The 23,649-nt window shown below is 39.6% G+C and carries 23 protein-coding genes and 1 tRNA gene; 11 read left to right on the top strand and 13 right to left on the bottom strand.

Going from position 1 to position 23,649, the window contains the following annotated elements; genetic code table 11:
• Positions 1–7: 7 nt before the first annotated feature.
• Positions 8–733, bottom strand: coding sequence for a hypothetical protein (locus tag LS74_RS11315; RefSeq protein WP_034585502.1), 726 nt, complete (start codon positions 731–733; stop codon positions 8–10).
• The gene (locus LS74_RS05445; protein WP_034585504.1) at positions 734–2,152 is read right to left on the bottom strand and encodes a PhoH family protein; all 1,419 of its coding nucleotides are present in this window, start codon (positions 2,150–2,152) and stop codon (positions 734–736) included. It lies immediately after the preceding gene.
• Between the two features lie 67 nt (positions 2,153–2,219).
• On the opposite strand from LS74_RS05445, the gene tpx reads away from it, so the two are divergent.
• Together tpx and LS74_RS05435 are read left to right on the top strand one after the other, a co-directional pair.
• Positions 2,220–2,720 carry a thiol peroxidase gene (gene tpx / locus LS74_RS05440; RefSeq protein ID WP_407920973.1) on the top strand — a complete coding sequence of 167 codons (501 nt, stop codon included), beginning with the start codon at positions 2,220–2,222 and terminating at the stop codon, positions 2,718–2,720.
• A gap of 6 nt (positions 2,721–2,726) precedes the next feature.
• A complete protein-coding gene (locus tag LS74_RS05435; protein ID WP_236096822.1) occupies positions 2,727–3,143 on the top strand; it encodes a hypothetical protein in 417 nt (138 codons plus the stop codon).
• 78 nt (positions 3,144–3,221) lie between these two features.
• Here the strand turns inward: LS74_RS05435 and LS74_RS05430 are convergent, their stop codons facing one another.
• The 3 genes from LS74_RS05430 to LS74_RS05420 are packed head-to-tail and all read right to left on the bottom strand — an operon-like array spanning position 3,222 to position 5,464.
• Complete coding sequence (locus LS74_RS05430) at positions 3,222–4,577, bottom strand: UDP-N-acetylmuramoyl-L-alanyl-D-glutamate--2,6-diaminopimelate ligase (protein WP_034585511.1); 1,356 nt, start codon at positions 4,575–4,577, stop codon at positions 3,222–3,224.
• Positions 4,549–5,181 (bottom strand): hypothetical protein, encoded by a 633-nt coding sequence (locus LS74_RS05425; RefSeq protein ID WP_034585514.1) that lies wholly within the window; start codon positions 5,179–5,181, stop codon positions 4,549–4,551. Before LS74_RS05425 ends, LS74_RS05430 begins: the two co-directional genes overlap by 29 nt.
• A 13-nt stretch (positions 5,182–5,194) precedes the next feature.
• Complete coding sequence (locus LS74_RS05420) at positions 5,195–5,464, bottom strand: NifU family protein (RefSeq protein ID WP_034585518.1); 270 nt, start codon at positions 5,462–5,464, stop codon at positions 5,195–5,197.
• 227 nt (positions 5,465–5,691) lie between these two features.
• Between LS74_RS05420 and LS74_RS05415 the strand changes: the two genes are divergently transcribed.
• The 5 genes from LS74_RS05415 (at position 5,692) to LS74_RS05395 (ending at position 11,620) form a co-directional block, all read left to right on the top strand.
• Positions 5,692–6,699 carry a DctP family TRAP transporter solute-binding subunit gene (locus tag LS74_RS05415; protein ID WP_034585521.1) on the top strand — a complete coding sequence of 336 codons (1,008 nt, stop codon included), beginning with the start codon at positions 5,692–5,694 and terminating at the stop codon, positions 6,697–6,699.
• A gap of 20 nt (positions 6,700–6,719) precedes the next feature.
• Positions 6,720–7,337 carry a TRAP transporter small permease gene (locus LS74_RS05410; protein WP_034585524.1) on the top strand — a complete coding sequence of 206 codons (618 nt, stop codon included), beginning with the start codon at positions 6,720–6,722 and terminating at the stop codon, positions 7,335–7,337.
• A gap of 10 nt (positions 7,338–7,347) precedes the next feature.
• A complete protein-coding gene (locus LS74_RS05405; protein ID WP_034585526.1) occupies positions 7,348–8,622 on the top strand; it encodes a TRAP transporter large permease in 1,275 nt (424 codons plus the stop codon).
• 15 nt (positions 8,623–8,637) lie between these two features.
• On the top strand, positions 8,638–10,227 hold the full coding sequence (locus tag LS74_RS05400; protein ID WP_034585529.1) for an inorganic phosphate transporter: 1,590 nt from the start codon (positions 8,638–8,640) through the stop codon (positions 10,225–10,227).
• Between the two features lie 70 nt (positions 10,228–10,297).
• The gene (locus LS74_RS05395) at positions 10,298–11,620 is read left to right on the top strand and encodes a hemolysin family protein (protein WP_034585531.1); all 1,323 of its coding nucleotides are present in this window, start codon (positions 10,298–10,300) and stop codon (positions 11,618–11,620) included.
• A gap of 73 nt (positions 11,621–11,693) precedes the next feature.
• On the opposite strand, the gene LS74_RS05390 is transcribed toward LS74_RS05395, so the two are convergent.
• The 4 genes from LS74_RS05390 to LS74_RS05375 all read right to left on the bottom strand — a co-directional run bounded on the left by LS74_RS05390 (position 11,694) and on the right by LS74_RS05375 (position 15,813).
• Positions 11,694–12,053 (bottom strand): hypothetical protein, encoded by a 360-nt coding sequence (locus LS74_RS05390; protein ID WP_052086367.1) that lies wholly within the window; start codon positions 12,051–12,053, stop codon positions 11,694–11,696.
• Between the two features lie 100 nt (positions 12,054–12,153).
• Positions 12,154–13,173 carry a uroporphyrinogen decarboxylase gene (gene hemE, locus LS74_RS05385; RefSeq protein ID WP_034589635.1) on the bottom strand — a complete coding sequence of 340 codons (1,020 nt, stop codon included), beginning with the start codon at positions 13,171–13,173 and terminating at the stop codon, positions 12,154–12,156.
• A gap of 53 nt (positions 13,174–13,226) precedes the next feature.
• Positions 13,227–14,255 (bottom strand): aspartate-semialdehyde dehydrogenase, encoded by a 1,029-nt coding sequence (locus LS74_RS05380; protein ID WP_138128886.1) that lies wholly within the window; start codon positions 14,253–14,255, stop codon positions 13,227–13,229.
• Between the two features lie 94 nt (positions 14,256–14,349).
• Entirely contained in the window at positions 14,350–15,813 is a 1,464-nt protein-coding gene (locus LS74_RS05375; protein ID WP_034588624.1) for a Na+/H+ antiporter family protein, read from the bottom strand.
• Positions 15,814–15,985: 172 nt separating this feature from the next.
• On the opposite strand from LS74_RS05375, the gene LS74_RS05370 reads away from it, so the two are divergent.
• A tRNA-Val gene (locus LS74_RS05370) sits at positions 15,986–16,061 on the top strand.
• Between the two features lie 19 nt (positions 16,062–16,080).
• Here LS74_RS05370 and lspA read toward each other — a convergent pair.
• Positions 16,081–16,563, bottom strand: a complete 483-nt coding sequence (gene lspA / locus LS74_RS05365) for a signal peptidase II (RefSeq protein ID WP_034588623.1) — start codon at positions 16,561–16,563, stop codon at positions 16,081–16,083.
• A 9-nt stretch (positions 16,564–16,572) separates the two neighbouring features.
• Positions 16,573–17,934 carry a phosphoglucosamine mutase gene (glmM, locus tag LS74_RS05360; RefSeq protein ID WP_034588621.1) on the bottom strand — a complete coding sequence of 454 codons (1,362 nt, stop codon included), beginning with the start codon at positions 17,932–17,934 and terminating at the stop codon, positions 16,573–16,575.
• Between the two features lie 99 nt (positions 17,935–18,033).
• Between glmM and rpsT the strand changes: the two genes are divergently transcribed.
• The 3 genes from rpsT to LS74_RS05345 are packed head-to-tail and all read left to right on the top strand — an operon-like array spanning position 18,034 to position 20,402.
• Positions 18,034–18,306 carry a 30S ribosomal protein S20 gene (gene rpsT, locus LS74_RS05355; RefSeq protein ID WP_002956730.1) on the top strand — a complete coding sequence of 91 codons (273 nt, stop codon included), beginning with the start codon at positions 18,034–18,036 and terminating at the stop codon, positions 18,304–18,306.
• 30 nt (positions 18,307–18,336) lie between these two features.
• Positions 18,337–19,401 (top strand): peptide chain release factor 1, encoded by a 1,065-nt coding sequence (gene prfA, locus LS74_RS05350; RefSeq protein WP_138128884.1) that lies wholly within the window; start codon positions 18,337–18,339, stop codon positions 19,399–19,401.
• Between the two features lie 2 nt (positions 19,402–19,403).
• Positions 19,404–20,402 carry a glycosyltransferase family 10 domain-containing protein gene (locus tag LS74_RS05345; protein ID WP_034589684.1) on the top strand — a complete coding sequence of 333 codons (999 nt, stop codon included), beginning with the start codon at positions 19,404–19,406 and terminating at the stop codon, positions 20,400–20,402.
• Between the two features lie 72 nt (positions 20,403–20,474).
• Here the strand turns inward: LS74_RS05345 and LS74_RS05340 are convergent, their stop codons facing one another.
• Positions 20,475–21,239, bottom strand: coding sequence for a methyltransferase family protein (locus LS74_RS05340; RefSeq protein ID WP_138128882.1), 765 nt, complete (start codon positions 21,237–21,239; stop codon positions 20,475–20,477).
• Positions 21,240–21,259: 20 nt separating this feature from the next.
• A complete protein-coding gene (locus tag LS74_RS05335) occupies positions 21,260–23,638 on the bottom strand; it encodes a ribonucleoside-diphosphate reductase subunit alpha (protein ID WP_034584755.1) in 2,379 nt (792 codons plus the stop codon).
• Positions 23,639–23,649 lie beyond the last annotated feature (11 nt).

Below are 23,649 nucleotides of genomic sequence, written 5' to 3'. Positions count from 1 at the left end.
CTTAAAACTAAAACATTACAGGTCCAAGGAATCTTAGCCCCACAGATACCCAGCCTTCCTTACCCCTAAAAGCATTCCCATAAGTGCCATCAAGCTGAATCTTATCCTGCACAAGCCAGATTCTAAGCCCTAGCTGAAATTTTGCATTATCAAACCGCTCATAAAAGCTCTCCCCCAAAATCCACACCCTTTGTGTCAGCTGCTGCTCTAAGCCCAAGCCGACATTATAAATATGGCTATCGTGTGATTCTCGCTCTAGCTTATAGCCAAAGTTTGAATGCAAAAGTAAAGTATTATCAAAAAATGCCGCACTAACAGGCATATAGAGATAATGATCGTTGCGATATTTAGAACGCTTAAAGTTATAGGCATTACCCACAACGAGTCCATAGCTATACCCATCTTTTTCCAAATCATTGAAAATCTTTTTTGCCCCCACGATAAACTGCCTTGCACCAAAAAGAGCACTTGTATCATCTTGCCTATATGGAGCGTTGCTAAACATACCACCCATACTCATCTCAATATCAAAAAGCAAGTTGCAACCCGGTATCGCCCAATACTCACCTATTTCGCCATCATACACACCCCAAGTCTCAAGCTGACAAGAATGCCTATCCACCACGCGCGCATCATCGGTTATCATCGGTCTAGCGGCATATAAGGGATACAAAAATACACATAGAGCAAATGCGATAAACGAGGCTTGTTTGAATCTTGTATTATGCTTCATCTAAAAATTTTCTCCAAACCAGCTTGCCACATCACTGCGAATCGTCTGCCGTAGCTGAATCCCAGCAATAAAGTCATCTTTTAATGCCTTACTTAAAAGGCTTAATGCCCCATTTCTAAACTTGCTTAAATACGGATGGTCAATCTGCGCCCAATCACCTAAAAAGACTATCTTACTCCCCTGCCCTATGCGTGTGCCTATGAGCTTTATAGTCGCATTTGACGCATTTTGCACTTCATCAAAAATCACAAATTTATTCCCTATACTAATGCCTCTTGCGTGGGCAATATCCACAATCTCAATATTGTGTTTTTGGATAAAATATTCTGTCGCAGCTTGTTTTTGTATGCCATTGACTTCCCCGCGATATTCAATGCGTTTAGCCAGAGAACTCTCTTGGAGCTTATCAATAGTAAAATTTATCGCACTATAAAGCGGATACATAAAATAGCCTAGCTTTTGGCTTTCATCGCCCTTGCGATAACCTAGCTCGGCTTCTTTGTCATTAGCCGTAATCGTATTACGCATATACACAATGCCATCAACCACACCATTTTTCACAAGTGTGATTCCAGCCTGCAGGGCGACAAGTGTTTTCCCACTGCCTGTTGAGCCTGTGGCAATGGTGAGATTATTTTGCGGGTGGGTAAGCAGAGCATAGAGCATTTTTTGTTCTAAATTAATGGGTGTGATATAGGGCTGATGAGTTTTTAGAATCTCATCAAGATTCAGCTCCACAAACTCCCTGCCAACCTTTAAGCCAAAGATTTTTTTGCCTGTTTTATACAACGCACTATCGGTATTATCCATTTCATCAATTTGGATTAAGCTCCACTGCTTGAGCTTGGAAAAATTCTCATCTTGAGTCAAATCTGTTAAAGCCTTGTCTTTATGCACTTCAAAGGAATGCCAAAAATCAATATCGCTTGGATTTTCAACCCTATCTCTAAAAAGCGATTGTGCTAGAATCCCTTGGGCTTGGGTGCGGACTTTGAGTGAAATGTCATTAGTAAGCAAAGTAAGATGATAATCCTTTGCGATTTCAATCAGTTTAGAATCATTATAACTATGCTCTTGCGGTGGAAGCTTGTAGCGTGGGCGGTAGATAAGAAATAAAGGAATGCTGTAATTTTCAAATTTAAAACAAATCTCTTGGATAAAGTCATTATTCTCTTTTGCGATAGTAGCGATTTTATCCCCTTTACTGCCACCCTTACTTAAATTATCGCTATTAATACAGCGGAAAAACTCGCGTGCAAAATACCCCGTCTCATTTTGTAAATCTTTTTTCTTATCAAGCTCTTCAATAACAACATCACAAATAAACAGCTGATTTTGGGCGTTTTGCCACAAAAAGATGATATTTTGCGTATCATCTAGGATAATAGAAGTATCAAGCAAATAACACTTTGTAATCAATTAACTCCCTTTGGCTAAAATCCCATTATTGTATCAAAAGATACATAATCTAATGTAAAAGGATAGAATGATGGAAGTAAAATTTAAAGGCACTCCAGCAAAACTAAGTAGCAATACAATTAAAGTTGGCGATAACGCCCCAAAAGTAGCTCTTGTAGCTAAAGACTTATCACAAGTAGAAGTAGGTGGTGCAAGTGGAGGCTACCAAATCATCAATGTCGTGCCAAGCCTTGATACAGGTGTATGTGCAACACAAACGCGTAAATTCAACGAAGAAGCAGCAAGACTGACAAACGCAAAAGTATATGTCGTGTCATTAGATTTGCCTTTCGCTCAAGGACGATTTTGCAGCACTGAAGGCATTGAAAATGTAATAGCACTTAGCGATTTTAAGGCAAAAGACTTTGGCAAGGCGTATGGGCTGATTTTAGAATCTTCTCCACTTGCAGGGCTACTCACTCGTGCGGTGATTGTGGTAGATCCACAAGGCAAAATCGCCTATGTAGAAGTATGCGAAGAAATCACAAATGAGCCAGACTATCAAAAAACGCTTGAAAGTGTTAAGTAGGGTATGATGGAATATCTCACATTAGCAGAGATTGGCAAGATTCTAGATTTAGGGGTGTTTTATCTTGGCACAAAAGGCACTTGTGGGAATCCACGAGTGCGTCCTATGCGTTCAAATATCGTGCATAATGGCAAGTTGTATTTTGGCACAACGCACAACAAGAATCTCCTTAAGCACATTATACAATTTAGTGGTGTTGAAATCTGTATCAGCACAGCAGATATTTTGGCTTTGCGTGTGCGTGGGGAAGCAAGGGTGGCAAATCACCTTGATGTCAAAGAAGCTCTTATGGCAAAGTATGAGCGTATAGCAACCACTTTTGAAAACAACCCAAATCACCCAAATTTTGTGGTTTTCTACCTTGAAAATATCAGTGCAAGATTGCAGGATTTTAATGGCAATGTTCTTACATACAAGGAATAGCTACAAAGTCGGTGTGATTTTGCTAGATTCTATTATTGCAAGATTCTAGCCTTATCTTAAAAAGCTAGAATCTAAGCCCTAGCCCTTATAATACTCCCTTACCACTTCCCTATCATCAAAATAAATCTTATTGTTGCCTATGATTTGATAGTCCTCATCGCCCTTGCCCAAAATCAACAGCACTTCACTTTCTTGCAACTCATTTAAAGCCTGAATAATAGCCTTTTTTCTATCCACTTCCATAACGACAAGTTTTCGCTCACACTCTTTTGGCAGCCCACTTGCTATGTCCTGTAAAATTTCACTAGGATCTTCACTTCTTGGATTATCACTTGTGATGTAGAGTTTATCGGCGTATTCAAACGCACAAGCACCCATTTTAGGACGCTTACTCTTATCCCTATCGCCCCCAGCCCCAAACACAACAGCAATTTTTTGGTGTCTAAAACTTTCAAAAATCTGCTTCATACCATCGTGTGTATGTGCAAAATCCACAATCACAAGCGGTTTATGATGCACCACTTCCATACGCCCACTCACTCCGCCAAAATTTTCCATTGCTTGTGCTATCTCACAAAGGGGCTTGTTTGTAAGAATCTTAACCGCAGCGATACCAGCAAGGGCATTGTATAGATTATGTTTGCCATAGAGATAGGTTTGCAGCGCACAAGATTCTTGGCTACATTCTTTATTGTCTCGCCACGCAATATGTGCATCAATCCCAGATTCTAACGCGTAAGCTCCAACGCTCAAATGCCCCTTTTTCTCCACACCATAATAAAATGCCTTTATATCCCTGCATTGTGCATATTTTTCATCAGCATTAATAAGCTTTAGCCCTTCACTCTCAAAAAAACTATTTTTCACCCGCCTATACTCTTCCACACTCTTATGATAATCTAAATGATCACTTGTAATGTTGGTTAGAATCTTTAGCTCAAAGTTTAATCCCGCTATCCGCTCTTGGATAATGGCGTGTGAGCTTACCTCCATTATGAAATAATCACAGCCCTTAGCCTTAGCAAAACTAAGATTCTCATACAGCTCAAGTACACTAGGTGTTGTAAGTCCTTTTGGCTTGATTGTGCTTTCATTAATAAAAAATCCCCTTGTGCCAAGCAAAGCAACCTTATAGCCCAAATCAAGCAAAAGAGAGTAGATAATCGCTGCGGTGGTGGTTTTACCATTTGTGCCTGTAATGCCTACAATGCGTGGCTTCTCCCCAGGAATAGAATCTAAAAGCACTTTGCCTAAATCACAAGATTCTATAAGATTTCCTTGTGGAAAATCACTTGGGATAAATGCCGTATTTTGCTTACTTCGCACAAGCAAAACTTCTTCTTTTACCGCCCCATTTTCCAAAGCCACACGCGTATCATCTGTAAGAATCTTAAAAATCTTGCCCTTATAGTTTATGTTTTTTTCTATTATCATTTGCCACCTTTTGTAAAATTTTTTCAATCTCACCATCATAAATGATATTTTTCTTAAGCGAGTCAATATACTCCATTGATATATCTTGATAGTCATTGTCTATGAGTTCATTTAAAAACTCATAAAATTCATTCTTGCTTGTGAAAATAATCTTTGAGCTAAACATCAAATCTTCAAAGGCTTCTTTAAAATTTTTCTTTTCTTTGGTAATTTGCTTAAAATCTTCATATAAGATTCCATTCAAGCTATCTGCACGGAGACTTTCAAGGTGCTTTAGCATAGAAAAAATACTATTTGTGCTTTTATCAAAACTTTTAATCGTTTTTAGAATCTGCTCTCTTGCCTTTGCCTTGCTGATTTCTTGGGAGAGTAGAATCTGATAATATTCATATAAGCCAACCGCCTGCTCCTCAAAGTCCTCCGCCATATCGGCAAGCAAAATACCGATTGTAGATTCGGTATTGTTTGGCTCAAGTGTGAGATTATGCGTAAAAAGCTCAAAAGCCTTTTTGTATTGCTTAGCAGTAAAAAGCTCAAAAGCCTTTTTATTATTTTTATTGATAACTTGCCTTGTGCGTGTGTCTGTGAGTTTTATAACTTCCATAGTCTATCCATACTCAAAAAGTCTTAAAAGATTCTCCGTGTGGGATATGCACGATGGTAATATCTGGGTGAATCTCTTCTTTTAAACGATTTTCAATAGCATATTTCAGCGTGTTTGCCGAGCTAGGACAGCCCTTACAAGCCCCTTCTAAACGCACATACACTTTCGCATCTCTAATACCAAGCAAGGTAATATCCCCGCCATCAAGCGTAAGCGTAGGACGCACCTTATCAATCACTAGCTCAACGGGAGTTTGCAGCTCTTCATCACTAAAGGGAAACATATCTGCTCCTTTTTTATATCCATAAAATTTGAATATACTTAAAAACCGCCGTATTCTAGCGTATTTTTTCAAATGTATATTGTTTCCACCCACAGCCCAACACAGAATCTGAAAATGTTTATAAACTACACAAAGAAGCTTTTTTATCATAAAATATCCGCAATGGACTTCATTTTGTACTCAATCCTTATATAAAATAGAACACGAATTTTACAAAAGGAGTGAAAATGAAGTTAAAGAAAATCTCAATTATGGCTTTGGCTTGTGCTGTAAGCTTAGGATTTTTAGGTTGTGGTGAAGATAAGACACAAGAAGTGTATAAAGTGAAATTTGCTCACGTTGTTAGTGCTAATACGCCAAAAGGGCAGGCTGCTGATTTTTTTGCTAAACGCGTTGATGAGTTAAGTAATGGAAAAATCAAAGTAGAAGTTTTCCCAAGTGCACAGCTTGTTGATGATGATAAAGTTTTTCAAGAGCTAACACGCAATAATGTGCAAATGGCGGTACCGAGCTTTTCAAAATTCACACCCATTGCGAAAGAGTTTAATGTATGGGATGTGCCGTTTTTATTCCGCGATACGGAGCATTTACACAAGGTAATGGATAGTGAAGTGGGACAGATTCTAAAAGATGTTGTGTCTCAAAAGGGGATTATTGCTCTTGATTATTGGGACGCAGGATTCAAACAATTCAGCACAAACAAAAAGCCCATTGTTCTCCCAGAAGATGCAAAGGGACAAAAAATGAGAATTATGAGCTCAAAAGTGCTTGAAGAGCAAACAAAAGCCATTGGAGCGATCCCTCAAGTATTGCCATTTGGAGAAGTGTATTCAGCCCTTTCCACAGGTGTTGTTGATGCGGCTGAAAATCCACTCTCTAATCTCTATAACTCTAAATTCTATGAAGTGCAAAGCTCAATCACACTTTCAAATCACGGATATTTAGGCTATCTTGTTGTGGTAAGTGATAGCTTTTGGAAACAGCTTCCAGATGATTTAAAAGAGATTTTCAAACAAGCTCTCCACGAAGCTACAGAGTTTGAGCGTAAAGAAAGTGAAAAAGAAGAAAAAGTTCTGCTTGAAAAACTTAAAAAAGATGATACATCAAAAACAGAGATCATCACTCTTACTCCAGAGCAAGTTTCAGTGTGGAAGGAGACTATGCAGGCAATTTACCCAAAATTCTACGATATTGTTAGTCAGGATTTGATTGAAAAAATCATTCAAGTGCAATAATCTAGAATCGAGGGGATTAAATGCTTTCTTGGATTGCTAAACCTTTTATTTGGGCTCATCACAGCTCAAAAGTCAATAGAGTTTTTGCTCTTTTGGATACCTTTATCGCTTCTATCAATAAAAATGTAGCTGTGGTAGGACTCCTTGCGGGGGTTATTATCACCGCTATAAATGTATTTTGTCGCTACCTTACTGGACTTTTCCCAGATTACTTTCATCTTTCACTCACTTGGGCGGAAGAAATCGCTCGATATTGCTTTTTGTGGTCAGCTCTTTTTGGTGCGGCTTATGGATTCAGAAAAGGTGTGCATATCAGCGTTACTATGCTCTTAGAGCGATTCCCTCCTAAACTCGCTAAAGCCTGTATGATTGGCATACATACCCTAAATTCTCTTTTTCTTGCTTTTATGACTTATGCTGGGGCTATGGTATGCTATGGTAATTATCGTATTGGCTATATGAGTGAGGCATTACATAATGTCCCATTATGGATTTTTCTGCTTTGTTTGCCATTAGCTTTTTTTGGCGCGACTTATCGCTCTGTTGAAAAAATCTATGAAGTGTCTTGGACACAAGCGGACAAGGTCGTAAAAAATGCAGAAAGTGAAATGATACACGATTCTGTTATCAAAGATTAGCGGGGTATAAATGAGTGTTGCGTATTTATTATTAGTGTTGTTTGGTTTGCTTCTCATAGGCGTACCTGTGAGCATTGCCTTGGGTGTTAGCGCTGTGAGTGCGCTTTTTATATTCACTTCTTATAATGTCGTAGGCTCAGCAGAGATTATGTTTAATGGCTTAAAACCTGCACTTATGGCAATTCCTATGTTTATCTTAGCGGGATCTCTTATGAGTAAGGGTAGCTCGGCAACGCGTATTGTGGAGTTTGCCAAATCGCTTGTTGGACATTTGCCCGGTGGTTTGCCTATCAGTGCGATTTTGGCTTGTATTATTTTTGCCGCGGTGAGTGGTAGCTCTCCTGCAACGGTGGTGGCTGTTGGCTCTGTGATGTTTTTAGCTATTAAAAATGCTGGATACCCAAAAAGCTACGCCGTTGGAGCGATCACCTCTGCAGGAAGTCTTGGGATTCTTATCCCACCTTCTGTTGTGATGATTGTCTATGGAGTAACAGCTGAAGTATCCATTGAAAAGCTTTTTATGGCTGGAGTTGTGCCGGGCTTGATGATTGGACTTATGATGATGATTTATGCCTATGTGGGGGCAAGGCGGCTAGGATTCAAAGCTACAAAGCCTGAATCTTTTAAAGTAAGATTCAAAAAATTTAAAGACGCATTTTGGGCGCTGCTGATTATTTTTGTCATCATCGGTGGAATCTATGGTGGAATCTTTACTGCCACTGAAGCTGCGGGTATTAGTGCTGTATATGCCTTTATCATTTCTGTTTTTGTGTATAGAGATATTAAATTTAAAGACTTATATGTTGTATTTTTAGACGCGGCAATTACAACGGCGATGATATTTTTCATCATTGGTTTTGCTGTTGTTTTTGCACATTTTTTAACAAATGAGAGAATCCCACATTTAATCGCAGAATTTCTTGTAGCACAAGAGATGAGCTGGTGGATGTTCCTTATCCTTGTGAATGTCGTGCTATTTATTATGGGGCAGTTTATGGAGCCTAGTTCTGTTATTATGATTATGACACCTTTGCTTTTACCCATCGCCCTAGCCCTTGGCATTGATCCTATACATTTTGGCATTGTGATGGTGGTAAATATGGAGCTAGGTATGCTTACTCCGCCTGTGGGGCTTAACCTCTTTGTGGCAAGTTCGCTTACTGGGCTAAGTCTTAAAGATGTAACGACTTCTGTGTTGCCTTGGCTTGGTGTAATGCTTGTTGGGCTATTACTCATAACCTATATTCCAGATATTTCACTATGGCTGCCTAATCAAATCAAATAAAGGGAGGGGGGATTTATGGAGTTTAAGGACATTAAACAAATTGAAAAAGCACAAAGCTTTAATCAAAAAGATGGTGTCAAGCTCTTTATTGTGCTTGTCTTTTTTCTTGTCATTTCTCTAGTGGCGATTATGGCTCACACTGGGCATAATACACTACTGCTTGTCTTTGCGACTATCATCGGTGGCTATATGGCGATGAATATCGGTGCAAATGATGTAGCTAATAATGTTGGACCTGCTGTTGGTTCTCACGCTATTACGCTTGTTGGAGCGATTCTCATCGCAGCTATTTGTGAAGCAATGGGTGCAATAATCGCTGGTGGTGAAGTGGTAGAGACAATCAAGTCTGGTATTATAGATTCTACCCATCTTGCAGAACCTCGTGTTTTCGTGGCTTTAATGCTTGCTGCCCTTGCTTCTGGTGCGGTTTGGTTACATTTGGCAACGGCTATTGGCGCACCTGTTTCCACAACACATTCACTTGTAGGTGGAATCTTGGGAGCAGGGATTGTTGCCGGTGGCTTTAGCGTGGTGAATTGGGCGGAGCTTTTGCGTATCGCTTCAAGTTGGATCATCTCGCCTGTGCTTGGTGGAGTTATTGCGGTTATCTTTTTGCTTATTATCAAAAAAAGCATTACCTACAAGGAAGATAAACGACAAGCGGCGAAAAAGGTAGTGCCAATCCTTATTTTTGTGATGGCTTGGGCTTTTAGTCTGTATTTAATTTTAAAAGGACTTAAAAAAGTTTTACCCAAGCTTGATTTTAGCGTATCTGTTGGGATTAGCCTTCTTATTGCCATTGTCGTATATCTACTTGTGCGTCCAATAATTGCCAAAAAAGCGGAGACTCTGCTTAATACAAAAGAGGATATAAACTCCCTTTTTACTATTCCCCTTGTTTTTGCAGCAGCACTTTTGAGCTTTGCTCACGGGGCAAACGATGTGGCTAACGCCATTGGACCACTCGCAGCGATCAATGAGACATTAAACAACCTTGGAGAATCTTTGCCTGCTAGCAAGGCAGGTGTGCCTTTGTGGATTATGGTTATCGGTGGGTTGGGCATTTCACTGGGACTTGCCCTGTATGGTCCTAGACTTATTCGCACCGTTGGCAGTGAGATAACAGAGCTTGATAAGATGAGGGCATTTTGCATTGCAATGAGTGCAGCTCTCACTGTGCTTTTAGCCTCACAGCTTGGTTTGCCTGTTAGCTCCACACATATTGCACTCGGGGCTATTTTTGGCGTTGGATTCTTAAGAGAATATTTGAAAAAACGCTATTATGAAATGCAACAAACAATCATTGAAGCACATAAAGGCAAAGACGCACAAGAAGTTGAAGCATTTTTAGATAGATTCAATAAAGCAAGTATAAAGAAAAAGGGGCTTATGCTCGAATCTCTTAAAAACAATAATAAGCTTAAAGATACGCCAAAGCTTGATAGAAAAGAGCGAAAATCACTCAAAAAAGCCTATAAACAAGAGCTTGTTAAACGCAGTGCAATAAATAAAATCATTGCTTCTTGGCTTATTACTGTTCCTGTATCGGCATTGCTTGGTGGGCTTACTTATTTTATCATTATCAGTGCTGGTTTTGATATTTAGCACTTTAAAAGTTTTAAAAGATTAGATTGACTACAATTCAAGTCTATCTTTTCTTATTTAAGGAGAATATTTGGACCCGTATTCGTCGGTTTTGATGCTTTTGTTGGCATTGTTTTTAGTTTTTCTCAATGCCTTTTTTGTGGTTTCGGAGTTTGCGATTGTTAAAATACGAAAATCTAAGCTTGAAGAATTAGCCAAAAATGAAGTAAAAAATGCTTCTCTTGCTCTTAAAATTACCAATTCGCTTGATAGTTATCTTAGTGCTACACAGCTTGGGATAACCTTTGCTTCCCTTGCTTTGGGTTGGATTAGTGAAAATGCATTTGTTAAGCTTATTTCAATCCCATTTTACTTTTTTGTAGAATCTTCGCCTATTTTAGTGCATTCTATCACTTCAGTCATTGCCTTTATCTTTGTTACGCTTTTACACGTTGTGCTAGGGGAGCTTGTGCCTAAGTCCATAGCTATTGCTAAGACTGAATCTGTGGTGCTATTTATCGCCAAGCCCCTTTACACTTTTTGGATTGTTTTTTCTCCACTCATTAGACTATTTGATATGTTGGCTGCGTTTTTCCTTAAAGCTATGGGGATTCAGCCTGCTAGAGAGGGGGAGTTAGCACATTCTGATGAAGAGCTCAAAATCATTGTGGGAGAGAGCTTGAAAGAAGGCTATATAGATTCAATAGAAGGTGAGATTATCAAAAATGCTGTGGATTTTTCAGACACTTTGGCTAAAGAGATTATGACGCCCCGCAAAGATATGATTTGCCTTGATGCACAAGAAAGCTATGAAAATAATATTGCCATTGTGTTAAAGACCAATCACACACGCTACCCTTATTATCAAGATTCTAAAGATAATATTTTGGGTATGATTCATATCCGCGACTTATTTGAAAATACCATTAAAAATGGGGAGGCTAATCTCTCAAAGCTTGTAAGAAATATGATCATCGTGCCTGAAACCGCTCATATTTCAGAGATCCTAACTACGATGAATCGTCAGCAGATTCACACTGCCCTTGTGGTTGATGAGTATGGTGGGACATCTGGGCTTTTGACAATGGAAGATATAATTGAAGAGATTATCGGCGATATTTCTGATGAGCACGATTTGAAAATAGAGGATATGCGGCAAATTGATGAAAAAACTTATGAGTTTGATGGCAAGTTGGACTTAGAAAGTATTGAAGAAATGCTTCATATTACTTTCAGCAACACAAATGACCATATTACAATCGGTGGCTATGTCTTTGGGCTACTTGGACGACTACCGGTAATAAAAGATAAGATTTGCGATGAACATTTTGAATTTGAAGTGCTTGAAATGGATGGAGCAAGAATCAAAAAGCTTAAAGCCACTGCCTTGCCACAAATAGAAAAGGAAGTGTGATTTTTTATCTCTCATAAATTTGCTTTGAATGGCAAATCCCCAAACACTCTATAGAGTGAGGGGAATCTCAAAATTAATGCTTAACCGTTACAGGCTGTCCCTTTGCGATAAAGCAATCTCTCCCAAAAAAGAATGCACTCCAGCTTGAATATGAAATATCTACATTTTGAAGTGCATCAGAAGGTTCTCCCTTTTTGGCAGCAACATTAAGTGCATCAGCCACTGCACCACTTACACGATTGTTTGCGTTGCCAATTCCCCAAAAAAGAATATAAGTGCGACAATCTTTTCCTGTAACTATATCTCCACCTTTTTCCATTTTGACGGGAAGCGAACCTGTGCTAGCTAACGAAAAACGAGCTAGATTATTTGAGCAGCCTACAAAAAACACTGCACCAGAAATCAATGCGATTGACAATAATGACTTTACCATTATTTCTCCTCTTAAGGTAATATTTGCTTAAAAAGCAGAGAATATTACCCCCCCCCCCCCACTTAAAAGTCAATAAAAGGGGCTGTTTTGCCCGATAAATTTAACGAGATGAAATCTCACGCACCATTTTTACTAGCTCTATGGCGTTTTCCCGTGGTAAATCCGGCAGCATTCCGTGCCCTAGATTAAAAATATGTCCGCCATCTTTACCCATAATATCTAAAATCTCTTTTACACCTTTTCTCATAGAATCCACATCATACAAACGCGATGGCTCAAGATTCCCCTGTAAAACATACTTCCCGCCTAACTTCTCTTTTGCCAGATTCATCGGTGTCCCCCAATCCACACCAAAGACATCAAACTCCCCTGTAATCTTATCCAAATACGCACCAATCCCCTTAGGAAATAGCATAACCGGGATATGTGGATACTTGCCCTTGATATACTTTGCAATATCTTTCATATATTTCCAGCTAAATTCCAAATACGCTTCCTGCTCCAACGCACCAGCCCAGCTATCAAAAATCTGCACCGCATTAGCCCCAGCTTGAATCTGCCCCTCCAAATATGCCTTGAGTTCATCACTCAAACGCTCCAGCAGGGCTTTCAAAACTTGCGGTTGCTTATATAGCATTGCTTTGCTCTTAGCATAAGTTTTGCTCCCCTGCCCCTCTATCATATAAGTCGCCAATGTCCAAGGCGAACCACAAAAACCAATGAGTGCCTTATCCTTAGGGAGTTTTGAGCGGATAGAGCTTACCGCATCATACACATAGCCAAGCTTATCTTTAGCACTGCCTAAAGCCTTTATATCTTCTAGTGTAGTAATTGTGCGGTTAAAATGCGGACCCTCACCGCTTAAAAACTCTAATGGCAATCCCATCTCTAGCGGCACAACCAAAATATCACTAAAAAGTATCGCCGCATCAACATCTAGAATCTCCACAGGTTGCAAGGTTACTTCCGTGGCGAGATTCACATTTTTACATAAATCCAAGAATCCACCAGCCTTTGCCCTAGTAGCTCTATACTCGCTAAGATATCGCCCCGCCTGTCTCATAAGCCAAATAGGCGTATAGGGCGTTTGTCTCCTAAAACACGCATCAATAAAAATCATTTTTTGTTCTCCATTTCTTTGTTAGATTCTATTTTTTAAACAAAGCATCAACTCTACGCCCTTTGCATTTCAATCCACTTTTGTGCGATTCTCACCGCATTTGTCGCCGCCCCTACGCGAATTTGATCCGCCACACACCATAAATGCAAAATATGCTTATCAAAATTATCTTCACGCACACGCCCCACATAAGTTTGATCTGTCTCTGTGGCAAGAGTTGGCATAGGATAGAGCTTCTCTTTTGGATTATCGCATAGCACAACACCGGGTGCGTGAGATAAAATCTCCTTTGCCTCCTTAGCACTCACAGGGTTTTCAAAATGAATACTAACAGATTCACTATGACTACGCAAAACAGGCACACGCACACAAGTCGCACTTACAGCAAAATTTGAGTGCATAATCTTATTTGTCTCATTAATCATTTTCATTTCTTCTTTTGTATAGTCATTTGGCATAAAATTATCAATATGTGGAATCACATTAAGTGCTAAGCGGTGGGGGAATACAGCAGATTCCACTTCATCAAGCTTAAAGGCAAAAAATGCCTGCATTTGCATTACAAGCTCTTCCATTCCACGCTTACCAGCCCCACTTGCCGCTTGATAGGTGCTTACATCAACGCGTTTAATATTAAAAGCCTTATGCAAAGGGGATAGCACCTGCACCATTTGAATCGTAGAGCAGTTTGGATTAGCAATAATCCCTTTTTGCTTCCATTGTGCTATGTCTTGGGGATTAACTTCAGGGACAACAAGGGGAATATCCTTATCCATACGAAAATGACTTGTGTTGTCAATCACCACCGCACCAGCTTGTGCCGCACTTGGTGCATACTCCGCACTCACAGAACCACCAGCGGAAAAAAAGGCTATCTCCACACCCTCTTTAGCAAAAACATCGTGTGTAGTTTGCAGAATCTTATGATTCTGCGACATAAATTCCACTTCCTTACCAACGCTTCTTTCGCTTGCCAAAGGCACAATTCTACTCACAGGGAATTTTCTCTCCTCCAAAACACGGAATATTTCTTCCCCAACTGCTCCACTCGCACCCACAACGCCAACGACATACTTTTTCAAACACTACCCCTTTAATTTAGATTTTTACGAACGAGTGCGGATTCTAGCAGGGTTTTTTGAATTAATAGCTAATTCTCTAGACTAGATTCTCCACCTAAAGCATCATCGCACCAATCACACCAGCGACTAAAAGCGGGATATTATACACAAAAAATGTAGGGATACAAGTATCATAAATGTGATTATGCTGTCCGTCCATATTTAGCCCAGAAGTAGGACCCAAAGTGCTATCACTCGCAGGACTTCCCGCATCGCCCAACGCCCCAGCTATGCCAATAAGCAAAATTATCACAGGGACACTAAAGCCAAGCGAGATTCCAAAAGGCACATAAATTGCCGCAATAATGGGTATCGTCCCAAAGCTCGTGCCAATGCCAATGGTGATTAAAAGCCCCACAAGCAGCATTAAACTCGCCCCTATAAATTTCGCCCATAAAGACGCTCCATTAGAATCTAAAGTCGCAGGATTTGAAGCCATAGTCGCATTAGAATCTAGCCCATTTGAAGCGATAGTATTCATAGCACCATCGCCGACTTGATGTGTGAAGTTTGCCACCACTTGCACGAGATTCTGCACTTCTCCACTTGCACGCAGCACCTCCCCATATCCAGCCGCCACAAGCATAACAAAGGCAATAAACGCCATCATTTTTAGCCCACCCTCCATAACAGAATCTATCTCGCTCCATCTAACCCCTCGCAGCACAATCATACACATAAGCCCAGCAAACGCCCCCAACGCCAGAGAATGCGTAACAAGCTGCACGACAAAAAGCACGATAATGCCAAAGAGTGTCGCATATTCACGCCAACCCATACTCGCATCACCCATAGAGCATTCCTCTTTTTGTGCGCATTCACGCGGCTTTGCATACAGTACAAACACCGCAAAAAGTAGCCCAAGCAGCATAGCCGCCCCGCCAATCCACATCACAGAGCTAATCTCACCAAGACTTACAGGCATACCATTTGCCTTCATCTGCTCACTAATAGTCGTGTGAAAAATCAGCCCAAAGCCCACGCCAAGCGTTACATAAGGGGCTTGCAGACCAAAAGTAAGCGCACAAGCAACAGCGCGTCTATCAATTTTCAAGCGATTCATAAGGCTTAGAAGCGGGGGGATAAGAATGGGGATAAAAGCGATGTGGATAGGCACAAGATTCTGCGAAAAACACGCAATGAGAGCAATGCTAAGAATAAAAATAAACTTCCTATTACTTATCACATTTGCAATGGCAGATAACAAAAAAGTCATTAAATGTGTGCGAGAAATCGCCACTGCAATACCGCCTAGTAAAATATAGCTCAAAGCAATGCTTAGGTTACTTGCCATACCTTTGATGAGAATTTCACCCGTGGTTGTGGTTTTAAGCAAAAAATATTGCCAAAATGAAGTTTGTGAATCTGCCCCAGAAGATAGAGATTCTAAAGGCAAGGGAGATAGCCACCCAGCTACAAGTGCGGCTATAATAATAGATAGCAAAACATTTAATCGCAAAACGCATAACACCGCCATAACGAGCACAGACAACACCACCGCATTTGTGAGAAGAGACATTAGATTCCTTTGAGTACCATTTGTGATAAAAACGCGGATTTTACGCTAAAAGAGATGAAAAAAGCATTAAAATAAGTCAAATTTAAGCCATTTTGCAGAATCTTTAATAAATTTTAAATAATTTTGAGATACAATCCGCACTTTCACTTCGCCTACTTAGATAGCCTCAAAAGATCGCGTAGCTCAGTTGGTAGAGCACTACCTTGACATGGTAGTGGTCGCTGGTTCAAGTCCAGTCGTGATCACCATTTGAATCTTAAACCACTTTTAAATACTTTTTCTTTCCCTTAGCATTTGCCAGATGATAATCACAACAGCCACATCAATCAGCACATCAGCAAGATTAAAAATCGCAAAATCAAACCAATAATGCCAATACACATAATCCACTACACCCCCATACATAAAGCGATCAAGGATATTTGATAGCCCGGAACCGAGCAAGATTCCAAGTGGAACATAATGCTTCACAAAAAAATCACTCATTAGAGCAAAAAGCAATAAAGCAAACAAAAATAGAATCTGAATATACTTTAAAGATTCAGCCAAAAAGCTAAACATAGAAAACGCCACGCCTGTGTTATACACCAATGCCTTGCCGCCAATGCTTAATGCCTCACTATCCCACGCAAAGCCATTTAGCATAATATGTTTTACCCATTGATCCAGCCCAAGACTCGCACAAAAAAGCAGGATAAAAATAAGAATCTGTGCTTTTGAAATAGATTTAATATGTCGCATTGAGAGCATATCTACCCCTTAGAGTTGCTTTTGAAAAAACTCTACAAGGCTTTTCATCTGCTCACTTACGATTTTAGAATCTCTGCCTTCTATTAAGATTCTAAGCTTATTTTCCGTGCCGGAATATCGCACGAGATGACGATTGCCACTTTTGGTAATAGAATCTAGCTCCTCTTGCAAACCAACAATACTTTCAAGCGGCTTTTTTTGGGAGACTTGGAGATTGATAAGCTCACTAGGATAAAGCTCAAAAGGGTTAAGCGTATCTTTAGCATTCTTGCCACTTTGTAATAAAAGGGCTAAAACTTGCAATGCACTCACCAAACCATCGCCTGTTTTAGCATAATCGCTAAAGATGATATGTCCGCTACTCTCGCCTCCAAAATTAAGATTAAACTCCTGCATTTTATCCCATACATATTTATCTCCTACATTACAGCGGTGCAAGGTGATATGATGACTTTTGAGTGTTTCTTCAAGGGCTAGATTACTCATTAGCGTGGCAACAATGGCGTTGTTTTTTAACGCCTTGATACTTTGCTGATACAAGGCTAAAGCCCCAATGAGCTTGTCGCCATTAACGATATTGCCCTCATTATCCACCACCACAAGCCTATCAGCATCGCCATCAAGGGCAAAGCCCACATCGGCACGATAAGTTTTAACCTTTTCAGCCAAGCCCTCTGGGTGCATAGCCCCACATTGTTTATTGATATTAAAACCATTTGGCTCATCATTTATCGCAATGACATCTGCTCCAAGCTCACGCAACACAATGGGTGCAACACGATATGCCGCTCCATTAGCACAATCACACACAATACGCAAACCACGCAAGGTAAGGTGCTTTGGAAATGAATTTTTAATATGCACGATATATCGCCCCACCACATCATCAATACGCTTTGAGCTGCCTATCTCTTCGCCACTTTTTAATGCCGCCTGCAAAGAGGCGGGATTATGATAGAGAGATTCTATGCTTTCTTCTTCTTCTGGGGCGATTTTATAACCAAAATGATTGAAAAATTTGATTCCATTATCATCATAGGGATTATGACTTGCACTTATCATTACCCCTGCATCGCACCGCATATCTTCTGTGAGAAAGGCTACTGCGGGCGTTGGCATAGGACCGATTTGGATCACATCATAGCCCACGGAAGTAAGGCTAGACACAAGGGCATTTTCTATCATATAGCCGCTGCGGCGAGTGTCTTTACCCACAAGAATCTTATTTGTCAAAGAATGTTTGCGGAAGTGAATCCCAGCACTAGAACCCAATGCAATAACACTTGAAGGCGTAATCACCTCTCCTGCCCTGCCTCGCACACCATCAGTGCCAAAAAGCTTTGTCTCTTTTGCCTTTGCTTCCTTTTTCATCAAAACTCCTTTGTGCTTTAAAATATGCTTTTAAACTGCGTTTAATCAAACTTTTGGCAGAATTTTGCCTTAATTTTTTTTAAAAAGGACTAATAAAAAATGGCAAATCACAAATCTGCAGAAAAACGCATTCGTCAAACCAAGACAAGAACTGAACGCAATCGCTACTATAAAACGCGTATTAAAAACATCGTGCGAGACCTAAGAGAGGCTGTTGCAAGTAAAGATGTAGCCAAAGCCCAAGAAGCACTAAAAATCGCTAATAGGGAATTACACAAATATGTAAGCAAAGGGATTTTAAAGAAAAATACGGCTTCACGCAAAGTCTCTCGCCTTAACGCAAGTGTGAAAAAACTTGCTCAATCTGCCTAAATTTTACTCAACCAACTTCAAAGAGGCTGAATGCTTGTTGATAAACTCAAGCCCATCGTAGCGAGATATGATGAGATCTCAAGCCTTCTGCTCTCTCAAGAGATTCTATCTAATGTCAAGCAGCTCACACAATTGAGCAAGGAACAAAGCGACATAGAGCCTATTGTCCAAAGTGCGAAAATGTATTTTTCCGTGCTTGAAGGCATTGCGGATAATAGAGCTTTGCTTGAAGATAAAGAGCTAGGAGAGCTTGCTAAAGAAGAGCTAAAAGAGCTAGAATCTAAAAAAGCAGAGCTTGAGGAAGAGATTAAACTTCTTTTAATCCCAAAAGATCCCAATGATAGTAAAAATATTTATCTTGAAATCCGTGCAGGGACAGGCGGAGATGAAGCGGGAATCTTTGTGGGCGATTTATTTAAGGCGTATTGTCGCTATGCGGATTTACAAAAGTGGAAAGTTGAGATTATCAGCTCAAGTGAAAATAATGTGGGTGGCTACAAGGAAGTTATCGCGCTTATAAAAGGGCAAGGAGCGTATTCTAAGCTCAAGTATGAGGGTGGCACCCACCGCGTCCAACGCGTCCCAGAGACAGAATCTCAAGGGCGGATTCACACTTCAGCCATCACCGTGGCGATAATGCCTGAAGTTGATGATGTGGAGGTGAATGTCAATCCAAGTGATTTAAAAATTGATGTCTTTCGCAGTGGCGGACACGGCGGACAGAGCGTAAATACGACAGATTCAGCGGTGAGAATCACGCATATCCCAACAGGCATAAGCGTATCTATGCAAGATGAAAAATCCCAGCATAAAAATAAAGATAAAGCCTTAAAGATTCTAAAAGCGAGATTGTATGAAGCCGAGCTTGAAGCACAAAATGCCCAAAACAAGGAAGCCCGTAAAACACAAGTGGGAAGTGGCGATAGGAGTGAGCGAATCCGCACCTATAACTACCCACAAAATCGTCTCACGGACCACCGCATTGGCTTAACACTTTATAGCCTTGAAGAGATTATGCTTGGTGGTTTGCTTGATGAATGTATCAATCCACTCATTGCCCACGCTCAAAGTCAAGCTATTGGTGGGGTGGAATAGCAATGCAAAAACCTGTTAAAAAAGTGTATTTTTGCGATGGAGCAGTTGAAGGAAAAATAATAAAGATATTGCAAAAACATTATGAGCTTGTTTTGACGGATAAAAATCCGGATTATATTTTTTATTCTGTTATGGGTGAAAAACATATTGAATATGATGGAATTAGAATCTTTAGCACGGGAGAGAATGTTCGGGCGGATTTTAATTTTTGTGATTATGCCATTGGGTTTGATTATATGAGTTTTGAAGATAGGTATTTGCGTTATCCACTCTATCTTCACTATACTGATGATATGCAAAAGGCAAATAGCAAACATCTCACACTAGATTCAAAACTACTACAAAATAAGGAAAGATTCTGCACTTTTGTTGTCAGTAATGGCAAGGCAGATGAACTACGCACACAATTTTTTGACTTCTTAAGTCAATATAAGCATATTGATAGTGGTGGAAGGTATAAAAACAACATCGGCAAACCAGTAAAGGATAAATCAAGCTTCCTTGCGGGTGGGAAATTTAACATTGCTTTTGAAAATTCAAACACCAATGGCTACACGACAGAAAAGCTTATTCAAGCCTTTAGCTCACAAACTGTGCCTATTTATTGGGGAGATGAATGCGTTAGCAAATCTTTAGATTCAAGCGGGGGGGGGGTAAATCCAAAGGCTTTTATCCATATTAAAAGTGTCAATGATTTTGACACAGCACTTGAAAAAATACAAAAACTTGATAATGATGATGAAGCCTATCTCTCTATGTTAAAAGAGCCAAGTTTTTTAGATTCCAATCACGAAGAGATTTTTGATGAAAGACTTGAAAATTTTCTTCTCCATATTTTTAACCAACCCATTGAAAAAGCTTATCGTAGGGGTTTTGGGCAATGGCGATATAATCTTGAAAAAAGATATAAAAAATTCCAAAGAGTAAGAAAAACCGCCAATCGTTTTGCAAATATCTTTAAAACTCCCATTCAAAAACTTAGAACATATATTAAATATTAAATCTTTTTGATGCTATGAAACTTTCTCATTCATAAGGCTTTCTGGTTATATCACAAATACAATGATTGTAACCTATCTCCCCTCCACTTCAAAAAATTTCGTTGCCTTTACCATAATACGAATAAGCAAGTAAAACACAGCCGAGATAATAAACAAATATGTCAAAATAGAATCCGGTGCAATAAACTCTACACCCCCCCCCCTCTGCCAATTTACAATCACAGCAATTATATAGTGAAACACAAAAAGCGAAGATGTTAAGCCAAAAAATGAATTATATTCTCGCCTTATCATTGAGCGAAAGGAAAAGTCCATATCACTTGGAATATAACCACTTAACTTTGGAAAAAATGGCGGGGTTTTCAAAGTCCAATCAATATATTCTTGACCAAATTTTACACGCAAAAAACTCTCTTCAGCAAAGATAATTCTCTCATAATAGAGCCAAAAACTCAAAGCAAACACTACAATAAAAAGCCAATTACCAAGCAAAATAATCGGTGCAAGCATCATTAGGAAATTCCCTAAATAAAGTGGATTACGACATATAGAATACAAACCGGTATGATTAAGCACGCTTGCTTTTTGCTCTTTCGTATTACGCCCTGAGGTATCGCGAGGCACAAATCCAGCCACCCAGATTCTAACCCCCTGCCCAAGCAATCCCACAAAAATTGCAGCGATAACCAAAGATGTGTTATACACCCCATCACAATACAAATAAGTCTCGGAAGTCAAAATTACCAAAATAAAAAGTGGTAAAATACAAAAAGGCAGATAGCTCCTATAACGAAACAAAAAATCGCCTTGCATTTTTAGCTCTTCTTGTAATGCCATATTCTTTCCTTTAAATTATCTTATTGACAATTCACACACTCTACACTTCTATCTATCACATCATCTTTTTCAATCTCAGGACTTTGTGAGCGGAGATAATAGGTGCTTTTTAGCCCCAACTTCCAAGCAAGCATATAGATGTCATTTAGCATTTTCCCACTTGCCTTATCAAGCCTTACAAAGACATTTGTGCTTTGTCCTTGATCTATCCATTTTTGACGAACCGCCGCAGCCTTAATCAATAATGTTTGATCAATATCATACGCAGATGTGTAATAATTCCAAGTATCTGCACTTAAATGAGGCACAACAACAGGAATCATTCCACTCAGATTCTCTTCTAGCCATTTTTTACGATACACAGGCTCAATAGTTTGTGTCGTCCCAACAAGAATGCTAATAGAACTTGTAGGTGCAATCGCCATAAGATAGCCATTTCTTATACCTTGCGTTTTTACCTTTTTTCGCAAAGATTCCCAATCACATTGTTGCGAAAAAAGCCCACCTCTATCAACAAGCTTTAATGCCTCCTTATTTGCCAAATCAATAGGCATTATCCCCTTACTCCAATTACTGCCATCAAATTGCGGATATTTACCCTTTTCTTGTGCTAAATCCGAGCTAGAACTGATCGCATAAAAACTAATAAGTTCCATTACTTCATCAATCTTTGCTAAATGCTCATCACTCCCCCACTCTATCTTAGCGCGTGCAAGCATTTCAGCTTCGCCCATCACACCAAGCCCAATGGCACGATTTTTTTTATTTGTAACCTTTACCTTGCGATTAGGATAAAAATTAAGATCAATTACATTATCAAGCATTCTAATCGCAATAGGCAAAACACGCTCAATATCCTCTTTTGTGTGAATCTTACTAAGATTCACACTCGCTAGATTACACACTGCTGTATCCCCACCTTGTGCAATACGCGTTGTAATAAAAACCTTTTTACCCTGCAAAGAATCTACGCTTGTAATTTTATTTGCCGCCTTACGCACACCGCTATCAAGCTCTACTTCTTGCTTTTCATCATATATCACCTTTGAGCCATCATCAAATTCAACTTCCACAACATAATGATTTGGATTTGTATTTTGAAAAATCTCTGTGCAAAGGTTTGAGCTGCGGATAATCCCAGCGTGTCCGTTTGGATTAGCACGATTGGCATTATCTTTAAAACACAAAAATGGCAAACCAGATTCAAAATAATTTGTCAAAATCTTTTTCCACAAATCCTTTGCTACAACACGATGTTTTAAAATATGCTCATTTTGCTCATATTCAAGGTATTTTGCTTCAAACTCTTCTCCATACAACTCTGTGAGTTCTGGGCATTGATAAGGATCAAAAAGCGTCCAAAACTCATTTGCCTGAACGCGTTTCATAAACAAATCACAAATCCACAATGCGGGGAACAAATCGTGTGCCCTCCTACGCTCTTCGCCACTATTTTTACGCAAGTCAATAAACTCAAACACATCATTATGCCAAATCTCTAAATATGTCGCAATAGCCCCTTTGCGTGTGCCTAGCTGATCCACAGCAATCGCTACATCATTGGCTATTTTCAAAAATGGCACAACGCCACCAGCAGCATTTTTATGTCCATCGATATAACTTCCAAGCCCACGCACCTGGCTAAAATCCCAGCCTATACCACCACCATATTTGCTTAAAAGTGCCATTTCTTTATACGCATCAAAAATCCCTTCAATATTATCCGGTGTGCTACCAATAAAGCAAGAACTTAGTTGATGTCGAGTTGTGCGGGCATTTGCTAAAGTTGGTGTCGCACAAATCACTTCAAATTGAGAAATCATATCATAAAACTTCACTGCCCACGCATTGCAATCACTTTCATTTTGAGCCAAAAACATAGCAATCGCCATAAACATATGCTGGGGCAACTCAATGGGCTGATTATTAGAATCTTTAAGCAAATATCTATCATACAGCGTTTTAATACCTAAATAATTAAACTGCAAATCGCGTTCAGGCTTAATATGAGAATCTAAAAATGCTAAATCATATTTTTCTTTAATCCCACGAAGCAATCGCCCCTCATTTTCCCCTTGAATGAAGTAATCTTCAAGCTTTTTATAACCCGTCCAGCCCGTTACCTTATGATACAAGTCATACAAAAACAAACGAGCCGCAACAAAACTCCAATTTGGCGCATCAACATCTATTTTATCCACAGCTGTCTTTATTAAAGTTTGCTGAATCTCTTCTGTCGTAATCTTATCTTTAAATAAAATTTTCGCATCAACCTCAAGCTCACTTTGCGTTACACTCTCTAAACCCTCAACTGCTGCAGAAGTATGCTTTTGTATTTTTGAAACATCAAGCGGCTCTATACGCCCATTTCTCTTAACAACTGTGATTGTATCTAGCATTCTTTCCCCTT

Origin of the sequence: Helicobacter magdeburgensis, from assembly GCF_000765825.2 — a bacterium.
Lineage (GTDB): Bacteria > Campylobacterota > Campylobacteria > Campylobacterales > Helicobacteraceae > Helicobacter_C > Helicobacter_C magdeburgensis.
The sequence above is the reverse complement of the archived record's forward strand: the minus strand, read 5'-3'. Positions and strand labels throughout refer to the sequence as shown.